At 65.2% G+C, this 13248-nt stretch carries 14 protein-coding genes; 5 read left to right on the top strand and 9 right to left on the bottom strand.

Translation table 11 applies throughout. The features are described 5' to 3' along the window. Nucleotides 1–92: 92 nt before the first annotated feature. Nucleotides 93–491 (top strand): prefoldin subunit beta, encoded by a 399-nt coding sequence (locus tag OPC11_RS11290; protein WP_007979952.1) that lies wholly within the window; start codon nucleotides 93–95, stop codon nucleotides 489–491. A 3-nt stretch (nucleotides 492–494) separates the two neighbouring features. After that, nucleotides 495–746 carry a DUF3194 domain-containing protein gene (locus OPC11_RS11285; RefSeq protein ID WP_007979951.1) on the top strand — a complete coding sequence of 84 codons (252 nt, stop codon included), beginning with the start codon at nucleotides 495–497 and terminating at the stop codon, nucleotides 744–746. A gap of 635 nt (nucleotides 747–1381) precedes the next feature. On the opposite strand, the gene OPC11_RS11280 is transcribed toward OPC11_RS11285, so the two are convergent. The 6 genes from OPC11_RS11280 to OPC11_RS11255 form a co-directional block, all read right to left on the bottom strand. Next, nucleotides 1382–2773, bottom strand: a complete 1392-nt coding sequence (locus OPC11_RS11280; protein WP_264781921.1) for an FAD-binding oxidoreductase — start codon at nucleotides 2771–2773, stop codon at nucleotides 1382–1384. A gap of 65 nt (nucleotides 2774–2838) precedes the next feature. Continuing rightward, entirely contained in the window at nucleotides 2839–4692 is a 1854-nt protein-coding gene (locus OPC11_RS11275) for a DUF2070 family protein (protein ID WP_007979946.1), read from the bottom strand. Nucleotides 4693–4728: 36 nt separating this feature from the next. Beyond that, entirely contained in the window at nucleotides 4729–5277 is a 549-nt protein-coding gene (locus OPC11_RS11270) for a GMP synthase subunit A (RefSeq protein ID WP_264781920.1), read from the bottom strand. A gap of 73 nt (nucleotides 5278–5350) precedes the next feature. Beyond that, nucleotides 5351–6790, bottom strand: a complete 1440-nt coding sequence (locus OPC11_RS11265) for a PKD domain-containing protein (RefSeq protein WP_264781919.1) — start codon at nucleotides 6788–6790, stop codon at nucleotides 5351–5353. 128 nt (nucleotides 6791–6918) lie between these two features. Further along, nucleotides 6919–7308: a hypothetical protein gene (locus OPC11_RS11260; protein WP_264781918.1), complete on the bottom strand. Its 390-nt coding sequence runs from the start codon at nucleotides 7306–7308 to the stop codon at nucleotides 6919–6921. 25 nt (nucleotides 7309–7333) lie between these two features. Beyond that, nucleotides 7334–8206 (bottom strand): TIGR01548 family HAD-type hydrolase, encoded by an 873-nt coding sequence (locus tag OPC11_RS11255; RefSeq protein ID WP_264782002.1) that lies wholly within the window; start codon nucleotides 8204–8206, stop codon nucleotides 7334–7336. A gap of 99 nt (nucleotides 8207–8305) precedes the next feature. Between OPC11_RS11255 and OPC11_RS11250 the strand changes: the two genes are divergently transcribed. Further along, entirely contained in the window at nucleotides 8306–8917 is a 612-nt protein-coding gene (locus OPC11_RS11250; protein ID WP_264781917.1) for a methyltransferase domain-containing protein, read from the top strand. Nucleotides 8918–8932: 15 nt separating this feature from the next. On the opposite strand, the gene OPC11_RS11245 is transcribed toward OPC11_RS11250, so the two are convergent. Further along, nucleotides 8933–9322: a UPF0146 family protein gene (locus OPC11_RS11245; protein WP_264781916.1), complete on the bottom strand. Its 390-nt coding sequence runs from the start codon at nucleotides 9320–9322 to the stop codon at nucleotides 8933–8935. A 39-nt stretch (nucleotides 9323–9361) separates the two neighbouring features. On the opposite strand from OPC11_RS11245, the gene OPC11_RS11240 reads away from it, so the two are divergent. Continuing rightward, nucleotides 9362–9898: an archaemetzincin family Zn-dependent metalloprotease gene (locus tag OPC11_RS11240; RefSeq protein WP_007979933.1), complete on the top strand. Its 537-nt coding sequence runs from the start codon at nucleotides 9362–9364 to the stop codon at nucleotides 9896–9898. Here OPC11_RS11240 and OPC11_RS11235 read toward each other — a convergent pair. After that, nucleotides 9886–10545, bottom strand: a complete 660-nt coding sequence (locus tag OPC11_RS11235; RefSeq protein WP_007979931.1) for a helix-turn-helix domain-containing protein — start codon at nucleotides 10543–10545, stop codon at nucleotides 9886–9888. The genes OPC11_RS11240 and OPC11_RS11235 overlap by 13 nt on opposite strands. Before the next feature lie 81 nt (nucleotides 10546–10626). Between OPC11_RS11235 and OPC11_RS11230 the strand changes: the two genes are divergently transcribed. Next, entirely contained in the window at nucleotides 10627–11997 is a 1371-nt protein-coding gene (locus OPC11_RS11230) for a cytochrome P450 (protein ID WP_264781915.1), read from the top strand. Here OPC11_RS11230 and OPC11_RS11225 read toward each other — a convergent pair. Next, entirely contained in the window at nucleotides 11994–13247 is a 1254-nt protein-coding gene (locus OPC11_RS11225; RefSeq protein ID WP_264781914.1) for a hypothetical protein, read from the bottom strand. The two genes, OPC11_RS11230 and OPC11_RS11225, sit on opposite strands and share 4 nt — an antisense overlap. Nucleotide 13248: the final 1 nt, after the last annotated feature.

Raw genomic sequence — 13248 nt, 5'->3', positions numbered from 1 at the left:
CGCCCCGTTCTAATCGATACCTCGCCGAACCGTCCTGTGCCTCCACGAACGTAAAAGCGGGGCTTTTTCAGTCCGGGCGACAAGGGACGGGTATGCAGGGTAATCTTCCACCGGAAGCACAGGAGAAGCTCGAACAGCTGCAGGACCTTCAGGACACGGCCCAGCAGGTCGCAGTGCAGAAGAATCAGGCCGAGACGCAGCTCTCCGAGTCGGAGAACGCGCTCGACGAGCTCGACGACATCGACGAGGACGCGACGATGTTCCAGGAAGTCGGCGAACTGTTCATCAAGACGGACTACGAGACGGCCCAGTCCGACCTCGAAGACAAGGTTGACAGCCTCGAAATTCGCGTCGAGACGCTCAAAAAGCAGGAAGAGCGCGTCCGCGAGCAGTTCGAGAAGCTGCAGGGCGAACTGCAGGACATGCTCGGCGGCGGCGGCGCGGGCGGTCCGTCCGGCCCGACCGGTCCCGGCGGCGCTGGCGGCGCGTAAGCGATGGTCAGCGACGAGACGGTCGTCCAGACGGCCTCGGAAGCGGCCGAGGGCCTGATATTCGACCGAATCAAACAGTCCGACGTCAAGGACGTTGACGTGACGGTCACGTTCGAGGAGGGTATCCTCGAAGTGGACGTGTACGTCAACGCGCCGAACGCGAGTCGGGACGAGGAGAAGGTGGCGAACGACGCCGCACTGGCCGCCCGCGCGGCGGTTGATGATCTGTTCGCCGACGCCGAAGAATCGGCGTAAGCGTTACTTTCCTGACTGGCGTATTCAAGCCGAATTATTATAACTACGACCCTATTTTAACACGTTGTGACGTGTCGTCAGTCACTGGCCCGCTCGGGGGACGACCGCCGAAAACGGCGGAATCGGCGCGCTTTCCTCGCGCCGTGAGACAGCGTTCTCCGGGCTGACCCGCCCACCCGTCACTCGTCGGGACAACCGACGACCGGGAGACATTTCCCTCGGGCGAACCGGCGGCAATCGAGTGGCAAACGCCCTCCCTCACGGGAGAACGCGGGGACCGACGCGAACGATTGCACGCCGGGACAGGCCGAACGTGACGACCCGAAAACCCTCGGCGGAGACGCTGGGGGGGAGTAGGTTCGGTATCGAACCGATAAGTGTGGGACGGTTTTCGGGCGAGCGACGGGATAGCGATGGGGGCTAGCGGCGGGGCAGCCACTGTTTTCCGGGCGTCTACATCGTGACGGACGCGATGGCGACGAGGACGACGACTCCGGGGGACCCGACGACGATACCGGCGAGCAGTGGAACAGCCGTGAAGACGGTGAGGAGGAAACAGGCGAACAGCCACGCGAGCGCCCATTTGAGAAGGCGAACGCGCGTTCGTTAGCGAAGCACCGAAAAAGGAGTTTCGTTCAGGCTCGCGGTTCGAGGTTCCCGTGGGCGCGGAAGACGCCCTCGGGGTCGTATTCGGCCTTTATCTCCGCGAGTCGGTCCGCGTTCTCGCCGAACGGCACCTCCGAAGATTCCTCTTCGAGTCCGGGGAAGTTGACGTACTGGCCGCGGACGGCGGGGAACTCCCGCATCTCGGCGACGGACTCACGCACCCACGCGACCGCCGCGTCGGTCTGTCGCGGGTCGTCCCAGTTCGCCTCGAAGTTGAGTCCGTACGGCGCGTCACGGTGTGCGAACGCGGTTTCCGTCTCGCCGACGCGGGAAAGCGCACCGCCGCCCTGCCAGACATCGACGGTCGAGAGCGGAACCGGACAGCGCTCGGCGCAGCCGACGATGGCGTCGATGATGTCGTCGCTCAACTCGTCGATGTAGAGCGACTTCCAGTAGTAGTAGCGCCCGTTCGGATAGTCCTCGTCCAACATCGACTGGAGTTCGACATAGGGCATCGTCCCGCTGAAGTCCGTGATCGGTTCTGCGAACTCCCGAACCGGTTGGAGTTCCGCTTCGCCCTCCGCCGGGTCGCCCGCGTAACACCCGAGGAGGGCCACCGTCGAGTCGCCCCACGACTCCTCGGGGAACTCGGGGAGGTCCGGTACCCACGCGTAGAACGGCAGGAGGCTCACCTCGTCCGGTGCGTCGGCCGCGTACGCCCGGAACTTCCGGAGGACTTCTTCCGCCTGCTCGCCGTCGTACCAGACGAAGCACGTGGCGACGTCGGGACCGACTGGGTGGGCCTCGTACTCGAAGGCGGTGACGATGCCGAAGTTTCCGCCGCCGCCGCGGAGCGCCCAGAACAGGTCCTCGTGTTCGTCCTCGCTCGCCGTGAGGAACTCCCCGTCCGCGGTCACCACGTCGGCCGAGACGAGGTTGTCACACGAGAGGCCGTACTTCCGGCGGAGGTGTCCCATCCCGCCGCCGAGCGTGAGTCCGGCGATGCCGGTGTCCGAGACGACGCCGCCGGGGACCGCGAGGCCGAACGGTTGCGTCTCTCGGTCCACGTCGCCCCACGTCGCTCCGGCACCCGCGCGGACGCGACGCGTTTCGGGGTCCACCCGGACCCAGTGCATCGGTTCGAGGTCGATGACGAGGCCGCCGTCGACCACCGCGCGTCCGGCGACGCCGTGTCCCCCGCCGCGGACCGCCACCGGGAGGTCGTATTCCCGTGCGACGTTCACGGCGGCTCGGACGTCCGCGACGCCGTCGCACCGCGCGACCATCGCGGGACGCTTGTTTATCATGCCGTTCCACACCGAGCGCTCCTCGTCGTAGTCCGGGTCGTCCGGCGTGACGAGTTCGCCCTTCAGTTGCGCGCGGAGTGGTTCCACTCCGGTTTCGGTCGTCTCTATCGCCATTGTCCCCACCGTGTGGAGGTAAGCGAGAGGCGTCGATAAACGCGACTGTGATTCGTCCGACAGCCTCAGGCGAGGAAGAAGATGAGGACGCTGATGGCCGTCACCGCGAGGATGACCGCCCCGGCGAGCGCCGCGCCCATGGCGATGACGGCGTTCGCGTGACTCGCCAGCGTCTCGGTGCGGTCGTTACCGAAGACGGTCACTTCGGCGTACTCGCTCGCCATTCCGGCTTCGACGGGTTCGAGGTCCGCGGTCGCCTCATCCGTTAACCGTGTGACGAGCGAGATGAGTTCGTCGTGGTCGATGGCTCCGCCGACCTGATTCGAGGATTTGACCATGTTCACGATGTGGGTGTCGGTGGTCATCACCTCCACGTCGTCCGCGTCCACGGCGGCGACGATGCGGTCCCGGAGGCCGGGTTCCATGTTATTGCCGTCCACGAGGACGTAGGCCGTCCGCTGCCCCGCGACGTCGAGCACCCCGACGCGAACGCCGAGCGGCCCGATTCCCTCGGCGGGCGTCCACTCGGTCTCGTCCCACGCGACGCCGAGTTTCGGACGACCGCGCTTCGCGGTTCCGAGTTCGTCGGCCGTCGCTCGCGCGGCCTGAATCATGTGGAACGAGCGCTCGCTTCCCGGGTAGATGTGGCCGATGTCCTCGCCTTGGAGACCGTTGTTGCAGTTGTGCGCATCGACCAGCATCACCTCGTCCACTCCGCCCGACCGGGCCTCCGCGGCGGCGGCGAGACCGACCGCGTACTCCACGTCGTCGGCGAACGTCGGGGAGTAGGTGGCGACGAGCAGCGCGTCGTCGCCGAACGACTGTCCGACGATTTTGGCGTCGCCCTCCCGCGTTCGAACGCTCTGGGTGGCGTCGTCGCTGTACTCGATTCGCTCGAAAGCGGTGTGTGCGGTTTCGAGGATGGTGTCCACTTCGCGCTCGGTGACGAGGTTGAAGTCGTGTCCGGCGGTGGCGTGGGGCGGGAACGCCAGCCCGTCCGACTCGGCGGCGACCCGGCGCGGAAGGTTTCCGCCGCCGATTTCGCCCATCGGGCCCGGATGAATCATCGGCAGGACGAACCGCGCCTTCTCGCTTTCGTCCTCGCGGCGAAAGGAGAGGACGGTGACGGGGACGACCGCCTGCTGCCCGATCTGCTCGAAGAAGTCCTCCAGTTCGCGAGTCCCCTCCGCGATGTGGCCGATGAATCCGCGAAGGAAATCGAGCGCGCTGACGCCGAGACTGCGCCGCCACGGTCGGTCGATGACGGTGAGAAACCCGTAGACCCCGAGCGCGTACATCCCGCTGACGACCCCGAGCAGGATGAAATCCCGCGGCGCGATGATGCCGAGCGCCGCCGGGGCTTTGTCCCCGCGGGCGAGCAGGTTCTGGACGAGCGGCCCGCCGACTTCGAGGACGCGAATCGTCTCGCTGTAGATGAAAAACAGGACGGCGGCGGTGCCGGTTTGGATACTCGCTGGTACCAGTGCGACCGGAAACGAGGCGCGCGAGACGGCCATCACGACGAGGAGTCGGAGGGCGAAGACGGACGCGAGGCTGAAGATGAGTACGTCGAAGACGAACTGCTGGCCCATCCCCGTGAACGCCGAGATGATGCCCGCGACCGAGAGCACGGTGACGACGATGATTTCGCACGTCAGCGCGAGCAGCGACGACCGGTTGTAGGTCAACTGCCCGCCGAGACGCCGGTCGACCGGCGTGGTGAAGATGCTCGCGACGACCGTCGGCACCCCGATAAAGAAGATTCCCTCCCACGCGTCCTGGAGGATGTACTGCGAGTCGAACGCCCCGACACCCGCAATCGCGGCGATGAAGAGCGCGAACCCCAGACTCGCGTACCACCGCGGCGCACGGAAGATGTATCGGGACAGGCTCGCCAGGTCGCTCTGGGTCGCTGTCATTGGTCGAAACGCTACGCCCCGGAGAGTTAAAGTATACTACTCACACACGCTTTGGAAGTTTTCGAACACTTCCTCGCCCTCTTCGGTGTGTGCCACCTCGGGGTGCCACTGGACGCCGTACAGGTCGCGGTCGGAATCGCTCATGGCCTCGATGCCGCACACGTCGCTGGTGGCGGTTCGCTCGAATCCGCTCGGTACCTGCTTCACTTCGTCCGCGTGGCTGGCCCAGACGCGCGTTTCGGGTGCCAGCGACCCGACGAGCGGGTCGTCTTCGTTCGTGATATCGACGGTCACGTCGGCGTAGCCGCCGTACTCGCCCTCCCCGACTTCGCCGTCGAGGACGTGCGCCATCACCTGCATGCCGAGACAGATGCCCAGGACTGGGATGTCGAGGTCGAGGTACTCGGCGCAGTTGCCGATGTCGTCCATCGACGGGCCGCCCGAGAGGACGAGGCCGTCGGCGTCGATGTCCTCCGGCGGCGTGTCGTTGTCGATAAGTTCCGTTTCGATGCCCATGTCCCGAAGCGCCCGGTGTTCGAGGTGGGTGAACTGTCCGTGGTTGTCCACGACGAGGATTTTCGTCATTGCCGGGCGGTATGGAGAGCACGGATAAAAACGCCTCGTCACCGTCGCGCCGCGCGCGGCGCTCGGTCGCGGGTCACCGACGGACCACGAGCGCCGCGCCGAGCAGGATGACCGCGATCACGAACCCGCTCATGCCGGGGTGGTCGAACACGACGTTCGGACCGAACGAATGCGATCCGTTCGAACCGGGGGTCGTCTCGCCGCCGGGTTTGGCGTGCGTGGTCGTGTTCGCTTCACCGGTCGTCGTCGGCTGCCCGACCGCGAGCGTCCCCGCCGAAACGCCGTTCACGGCCACCTCCTGTTTGCCCGTCGCCGTCGCTTCGTAGGTGTAGGTGACCGTCTTCGTCTTCCCGGCCGCGACGTGGACCCGCTTTCTGGCTCCGACCGAATTACCGACCGCGAGGACGGCCGGAATCGTTCCGTCGCCGTCGCCGGTATTCTCGAACGTCGCGCTGACCGTCACCTTCTCCCCCTTCGACACCTGCTTTCGGTCGAGTGATACGTCCGTGACGTGGATGTCCGCTTTCGTCCGCTCCACCGTTACGGGCGTGGTCGCGCTGGCGGTGTGCCCGTTGCTATCGACGACCGTCACGCGGGCGATGTGTTCGCCCGGTTTCGAATAGGTGTGGGTCGTCGTCGGTCGCGTCGTCGTCTCGTCTACCGTCCCGTCGTCGTCGTAATCCCAGCGGTACTTCGTCGGCGTCCCCTCCGAGTCGCTCGACCTGCTCGCGTCGAGGGTGATGGGCGTTCCGGCGCTGGCCGTCCCCGCGGCCCGCAACGACGCCTGTAGCGAGCCACCACACGTTCCCGGCCGGACGGTCACGGATGAGCCCATGTCGAGTTCCGTCGCGCTCGGACTCCCCGATCCGCCCGAGAGGAACGCCCACGACGTGACGGGTTCGTGTTTGAGTTGCGGGTTGTAGAGCGTCGCATCATCGTTCCACGAGGGCGTGACGGTTATCTTCGAATCGCCGGACACGCCGCGGAAGACGCCGCCGTCGGTGCGCGACCCGGCCCAGATCCAATCGAGGCGCGTCCGCGACCAGCGGTCGTCACGGTGGGGGTACGTATCGTCCATCAGCACCCACTGGCCGGAACTCGGAAGGCCGTCGAACCCGAACGTCACCGTGCTCATCGGGTTGTTGTCGCCGGTTCGGCTCTTGTTCATCTTGTCGTGGATCATCACGAGGCTCGTCACGCCGCTCGGGGCCTGGTACAGGAACATCGTGCTCCCGTTCTCGCGGGTGAACGCTTTCGGACCGAAGTAGCCGTACGCCCAACTGCTCGAATTCGTGTACGGGGTGCGGTAGTCGTAGAAATCGACGACGTTCGTGTCGCCGTGAATCGGACTGACCTCCGTACAGGATGCACCTTGCTCGACAGCGTAGGTGCCGTGATGGTTCGTCGGCGCGTCGGGCAGGTCGTCGCCGGGCAGTCCCGGCGGTGGAAGCGCGACCGCGGTTCCGAACAGGGAGAGGACGAGGAGGGCGACGAGCACGGGACGGAGTTTCATCGAACGGGTCGCCTCCGAGTGCGATACTGGTTGCGTAGCAGTGTGTAAGCCGTCATAGACACGATTCTCCGAAGACCACGCTGTCGGGCGTGGCGTATCGCATCACAGGAAGGTCGTGATTGGCTTTGTTATGTCCCGCCTGTGTCCGTTTTAGGCGGTTCCTTCCGGAAAAAGGTCGTCGCCGGGCCGAGATAGGTGAACCATCCCGAGAACAGGATGGCGACGGCGAGCCACCCGACGCTGACGAGAAACCACGCCGTGCCGCCGAGGTCCAGACCGCGGATGAGCGGTTGTCCCGCGACCCCGATGAGCCACGCGACGAGGAAGAACAGGCTGTGGTTGCGAAGCGTCCACCGGTCGTCGGACGCCAGACGGGCGACCGGGAGGGAGGCGACGAACAGCACGGGCGCGAACATGATTTGCGTGAACGGGTCGGGGGGACTGAAGAGTGCGCTGAAGACGAACGCCGACAGCAGGGCGAGGACGAGGATACGAGTGAGACGGTCGATGGATACCATACGGAAAACTCGTGACCGAAAGATATCAGTTTTCCCCGAGGAGCGCCGGAAGGTCGTCGATGGAGTCGATGACCGCCGCCGCGCCCGCCTCCTCGTACTTTCGGCGACCCGACTCGCCCGTCAGGCCGCCGGTCAGAACGCCGACGCCGACGTACTCGCGGTTCGAGTCCGTCTCGTCCGCGTTCACCGCGGTTCGAATATCGTCCAAGGTGTCGCCGACGAAGACGACGCGTTCGGCGTCGAAGCGCTCTCCCAGCGTCATCAGGGCGTGGGGATGCGGCTTTCCCTGCTCCCAGTCGTCCATGGTGAACCGGTGCTCGTCGGCCACGTCCAGTCCGACGCGTTCGAGGGCGATGTCGGCCTCGGCGCTCGGCCTGCCGGTGACGATACCGACCGGGTAGTTCGCGGTGAGCGTTTCGACCGTCTCGCCCCCGAGGAGGACGGGTTCGTCGTTGATGTACCCCCGCGTGTCGAGCGCCGGGTCTTCGCCTTCGAGTTCCGCGTACAGTTCCGCACCGAGGTAGAGTTGCTGGAACACCTCGCGGAGGTGTTCGGGGTCCCACGCCGCGCGGACGGTCTCGTGGGCGTCGTCGGACAGTTCCTCTGCAACCACCTTCTCCGCGGCGTCGAGGCCGCCGCCGTTCGCCGCGATATCGTCGGTGAACTCCTCGACGGTGCTGTCCAGTCCCTCGCGGGAGGCGAGGACGTACAGCGCCGCGGCGTACGTGAGTTCCCAATCGTTGTTGAAGCCCGATGCGCCCTTGAACGACTGAATCGCGTCCTTGGGGATGGTGTCGCCGTGGACCCGTTCGACGGATTCGAGTATCGCCCGTCGGTAGGTGTCGGCCACGTCCACGAGTACCCCGTCGATGTCGAGTACGACTGCATCCACGTTCATACCCTCGCGTTCGTCCGCGGCGATAAGGGTTTGCCGAATCGCCGAGTGTGCCGCCGCCCCGCCGAACCGACTATGGTCCTGCCCTTTGAACGACCTTCCATGGACCACGACGAACTCCAGCGACGCTACGGTCGCGACGAATTCTACTGGGGAACGGAGCCGAACGGATTGGCCGAGACGGTACTGGAGTTCGCGCCCGAGCGAACCGCGCCCGCCGCCATCGACATCGGTAGCGGCGAGGGCCGGGACGCGGTGTACCTCGCCGAGCAGGGCTACGGCGTCCTCGCGGTGGATCCGATTCCGAACGGGTTGGAGAAGACCGAGCGCCTCGCCGAGGAGCGAGGCGTCCAACTCCAGACGAAGGAGGCCGACATCAACGACCTCGACTTCCCGTCGATGGACGTGGTGTACTCCTGTGGCGCGCTCCAGTATCTCCGCCCGGAGAACCGCGACGCGCAATTCGAGCGGTTCAAAGCCGCGACCACGGACGGCGGGATTCACGTCCTGTTCGCGTTCGTCGACCACCCCGAGATTCCGACCCCGCCCGACTGGGGCGACAACGAGCACTTCTACCAGCCCGGCGAACTCCGGGGCTACTACGACGATTGGGAAGTTCTGGAGGAAGACGAACTCGTCTTCGACGATAATTCGGGAGGGGAACCGCACCAGCACGCCGCGGAGACGATAATCGCCGAGAAGCCCGACGAATAATCGACTCCGCGGTCCCTACTCCCGCGCCCAAAACAGCGTCTCGCCCGGAATCGTCTCCCGTCGAACGGGAATCGACGGTTGGTCGCCGCCGAGGGTCGTGAAGACGAAGACAGAATCGCACTCCTCGGCCACCGAGAGCGCGGGGCGATGGAGTTCCGGCGGCAGGTTTTGAGCGTAAATCACGTCCGCCGACTCGTACACGTCCACCACCGGGTCGGTCACGTCGTCCAGTCGAAACTCGACGCCCTCCGGGACCGTTCGCGGTCTGATATCCGTCGCGGTGACGGCGACGCCGGTTGCGGCGAGTTCGTCGGCGACGTCCGGTCGATTGCCGATTCCGACCTCGACTGCGCGCGGATAATCGGCGAGGCGGGTGACGATTTCGTCGCGGATGTGCGGGTTCACGGCGGGATGTTTATGCGTCGTCCGCTCATAGGAGTTGCCATGTTGATTGACATCGTCCCCGTGGGGGACGTTACGGGGCGGGTCAAACGCGAGGCGTCAGCGGCCCTTCGGGCGATATACGATTGCGACGTGATGGTGCACGAGCGACAGGAAATCCCCTCCGGGTCCCACGACCCCAACCGTGACCAGTTTCGCGCCGAGGATTTCATCGAACTGGCGAGTCGCATCGGAACCGGCGAGAAGAACATCGCCATCACACCACAGGATCTCTTTTACCGCCGTCGCAACTACGTCTTCGGTCTCGCCTATCTCGACGGCAGCGGCAGCGTCATCTCCACCTACCGACTCCAACCCGCGACCGACGGTCTGTCCTCCGACGGCGGCATCTCCACCAAGCCGCGGGAAGAGGTGTTCTCGGACCGCGTTCGAAAGGAAGTCGTCCACGAAATCGGGCACACGCTCGGCCTCGAACACTGCGACAACAACCGCTGTGTGATGAACTTCTCGCCGACCGTCCGCGAGGTGGACGTGAAAGAGGAGAACCTCTGTGGCACCTGCCAGCGTCAGGTGCTCTGAACGAGTTTCCTGACGATTCTCGATTCCGCGTTTCGAAGGTGCGTCGAAGCCGTGCTCGGTGCACAGTTCATTTCCTTCGCCACCGCCTCGACACCGGCCTCTCGCGGCACGTCGTAGTAGCCGACCGCGACGGCCGTTTCGAGCGCCGACCGCTGGCGCTCCGTCAACTCCGCCCAGAGTCCCATCTGTGGCGTGTCGTACTCGCTGACCTGTTCGACCGACACGTCGATGTCGGCGTCCACGTCCTCCATCACGGCGCGCATGTCCGCGGACTTTCCGACGAGTTCCATCCGCATCGCGCCGTCGCTGGTGTACGTGATTGGCGGAATCACGAGAATGCTCGTCCCCGCGAACGCGGTGCGAAAGTCGGCGTCCACGTCGCGCTTTTCGTGTTCGATGTAGGCGTAGAACGAGGCGTCGTCGAGCGGCGTCAACTCGTAGTCGTGGATCAGTGGAGCGGCGTCCACCGCCTCGGCGTACGGTTCCATCTCGCCGACGATTCGAAAGAGGACGTAATCCCGGTCCTCGTGCGAGAGGTTCCAGTTCAGCAGTTCCGCCCGCTCCATCGCGTCGTGCTCCATGATGAACGACCGCATCGGGTTCCGCATCTCCCGCGGATGGCGAAGCGTGAGCCGAACGTACTTCATACCTGACCATACACCGCCCCTCATAAATTCCCTAGTGGATTCGACGGAATCGGCTTCGGTCCGTCTCTCCGACATCTAGGTATGACGACCTCCGAAACCGCGCCGACCGAGCGCTCGGACGACCCCCCGCTTCCGCCGGGACCGACATCGTACCCCGGCGTGGGGAACACCATCGGTTTCCTCCGCGACCCGTTCGCGTTCTACGACGGCCTCCGCGAGTACGGCGACGTGGTGTCGTACTCCGTCGCGGGCGAGGACTTCTGTACGCTCCTCCACCCCGAGCACGTCGAGCGGGTGCTCGTCACGGAGGAGTCGAAGTTCGGAAAGAGCGAGTTCATTCGGGAGGCGGGTGAGAAGTTCATCGGGAACGGACTCTTCGCCAGCGAGGGCGAGTTCTGGCGACGCCAGCGGACGATGATGCAACCCGCGTTCTACCGCGAACGCATCGGAACCTACGCGGAGCCGATGGTCGCGTTCGCGGCCGAAACCGCCGACTCGTGGGACGACGGGGAGACGATTCGACTCCAGCAGGTGATGAAACGGTTGACGCTTCGAATCCTCGCCACGGCCCTGTTCGACCACGACGTTCGCGGAGCGGACTCGTCCATCCACGACGCGGCGCGCGGTATCGCGCGGGCCATCAACGAGAAGAGCGACGCGGGGTCAGTCGATTCGCTGCTCCCCGATTGGGTTCCCACCGCGACGAATCGGCGGTACCGGCGCGCGATAACTCGGTTCGATGAGGCCGTCGAGCGCCTCATCGACGAGCGGCGCGACGAACCGCCGGGCGACGACTTCCTCTCGATTCTCCTCCACGCGACGGACGACCGAGGGGAGGGTATGTCGGACGAGGCGCTCCGCGACGAGCTGGCGACGTTCCTCTTCGCGGGCCACGAGACTACCGCGCTCGCGCTCACCTACTGCCTGTACCTGCTTTCGAACCATCCGCGGGTGCGTCGAAAACTGAACGACGAACTCGATTCCGTGCTGGACGGCGACGCGCCGACGATGGCCGACTTGCGGGCGCTCGACTACACCGACAAAATAGTCACCGAAGCCCTTCGTCGCTATCCTCCCGCCTACGTCGTCTTCCGCGAGACGAAGCAGGACGTCATCCTCGGCGGCTACACGATTCCCGAGGGGACATCGCTGACGCTCCCGCAGTTCGTGATTCAGAACGACGACCGCTGGTTCGACGACCCGGAGACGTTCGACCCCGACCGGTGGACGCCCGAGATGAAAGCCGACCTGCCGGACTACGCTTACTTCCCGTTCGGCGGCGGGCCGCGCCACTGTATCGGGATGCGCTTTGCGAACGCCGAAATCCGACTCGTGCTGGCGACCATCGCGCAACGGGTCGAGTTCGATTGTTCCACCGACGAACTCGACTTACGGATGGGGACGACGCTGGAACCGACGAACCCAATCGAGATGACCGTGAAAACGCGTTAGCGCCAGCGTTCGACGGCGGTGCCGACGAGCGCCAACAGGCCGAAGACGATGATGACCAACTCCTGTGCGAGATTGTTGGGGACGACGTACTTGGCCATCGAAATCCCCCACGCGACCCGTTCGTTGACGGGGGACGCTTCCTGGGTCCGGTTCGGAATTCCCGCCTCGCTCGCTGTCGGGCCGTCGCTCCCCTCGCCCGGCAGGCGGTCCGCTTCGTAGGGGAGCGACCCGGTTTCGACCGACCAGACGATTTCTCCCTTCTCGTTCAGTTCGACCACGCGGTCGTTGTACGAGTCGGCGACGAGCGTGTGGCCGTTCGGCAGGCGGTCGGCGTCGCGGGGCCAGTCGAAGACGCCGCTGCCCCCGTACTCCCAGACGACGCTTCCGTTTCGAATCTCGACGATGCGGTCGTGTTCGCTGTCGGCCACTAGAAGCGTGTCGCCGAGCGTGTCGGGGTTGTGCTGTTCGTAGAGGATGTCGCCCGATGCCGAGTAGGAGTCCGGGCCGACGACGGGTTCGAGGTGCGCCGACCCGTTCTCGACGTGCAGGTCCGCGACCGTATCGAAGTTCCGGATGCTGATGCGGAAGACGCCCGGTCGGATGCGGTCGACGTCGTTGACGTGCGTCCAGTCGCCCTCCTCGTCCATCCCTTCCGGCCGGTCGTAGCGGTCGGTCGCGTTCCACTGCCAGAGGATTTCCTTGTCGCGGTTCACGGCGAACACGCGGTCGTTGCCCATGTCCACCATCACCCAGCGGTCCTCGCCGTTCACGACGTAGTGGTCCGCGTCGTGGAGTTCGTGGGCGTGCAGTTTCGCGTCGAACCACGAGTACTCCCACAGGGTTTCGTTCGTGTCCTGCGCCACGACGCGGAGCGAGTTTCGAACGCAGTTGTCGTAGCCGTCGTCCCGATATTCGGTCGGGCAGTCCGAATCGGGGAGTTCGTCGGCCACCGCTATCTGCACCCGGTTCGTCCCGAGCGCTTCCACGTCGAACACGTCGTCCGCTTCGGTGTACTCCCAGACGGTTTCTCCGGCCGGGTTCACCTCGATGGCGCGCCCCTCGTGTTGGTACCCCTGCAATGCGATGAGGGTGTTGTTGGCGGGACGTTGCTCGTCGACCGAGAGGGACGGTCGGTCGTGGGTGGTGAGCGCCCCGACTCCGGCGGTGGCGAACAGCACGACCGCGAGGGCGGCGAAGAGTTTCGCTCGGTTGTCGGAGGTCGAAAGCCACGAGGAGAGCGCTGAAATCACT

It is taken from the genome of Haladaptatus sp. T7, from assembly GCF_026008575.1.
GTDB lineage: Archaea > Halobacteriota > Halobacteria > Halobacteriales > Haladaptataceae > Haladaptatus > Haladaptatus paucihalophilus.
The sequence above is the reverse complement of the archived record's forward strand: the minus strand, read 5'-3'. Positions and strand labels throughout refer to the sequence as shown.

What these genes read in the sequence shown, in the direction of transcription:
- OPC11_RS11270 (WP_264781920.1), bottom strand. Translation starts at nt 5,277, where the DNA reads ATGACGAAAATCCTCGTCGTGGACAACCACGGACAGTTCACCCACCTC.
- OPC11_RS11290 (WP_007979952.1), top strand. Translation starts at nt 93, where the DNA reads ATGCAGGGTAATCTTCCACCGGAAGCACAGGAGAAGCTCGAACAGCTG.
- OPC11_RS11275 (WP_007979946.1), bottom strand. Translation starts at nt 4,692, where the DNA reads ATGACAGCGACCCAGAGCGACCTGGCGAGCCTGTCCCGATACATCTTC.
- OPC11_RS11260 (WP_264781918.1), bottom strand. Translation starts at nt 7,308, where the DNA reads ATGGTATCCATCGACCGTCTCACTCGTATCCTCGTCCTCGCCCTGCTG.
- OPC11_RS11285 (WP_007979951.1), top strand. Translation starts at nt 495, where the DNA reads ATGGTCAGCGACGAGACGGTCGTCCAGACGGCCTCGGAAGCGGCCGAG.
- OPC11_RS11250 (WP_264781917.1), top strand. Translation starts at nt 8,306, where the DNA reads ATGGACCACGACGAACTCCAGCGACGCTACGGTCGCGACGAATTCTAC.
- OPC11_RS11240 (WP_007979933.1), top strand. Translation starts at nt 9,362, where the DNA reads ATGTTGATTGACATCGTCCCCGTGGGGGACGTTACGGGGCGGGTCAAA.
- OPC11_RS11235 (WP_007979931.1), bottom strand. Translation starts at nt 10,545, where the DNA reads ATGAAGTACGTTCGGCTCACGCTTCGCCATCCGCGGGAGATGCGGAAC.
- OPC11_RS11280 (WP_264781921.1), bottom strand. Translation starts at nt 2,773, where the DNA reads ATGGCGATAGAGACGACCGAAACCGGAGTGGAACCACTCCGCGCGCAA.
- OPC11_RS11230 (WP_264781915.1), top strand. Translation starts at nt 10,627, where the DNA reads ATGACGACCTCCGAAACCGCGCCGACCGAGCGCTCGGACGACCCCCCG.
- OPC11_RS11255 (WP_264782002.1), bottom strand. Translation starts at nt 8,206, where the DNA reads ATGAACGTGGATGCAGTCGTACTCGACATCGACGGGGTACTCGTGGAC.
- OPC11_RS11265 (WP_264781919.1), bottom strand. Translation starts at nt 6,790, where the DNA reads ATGAAACTCCGTCCCGTGCTCGTCGCCCTCCTCGTCCTCTCCCTGTTC.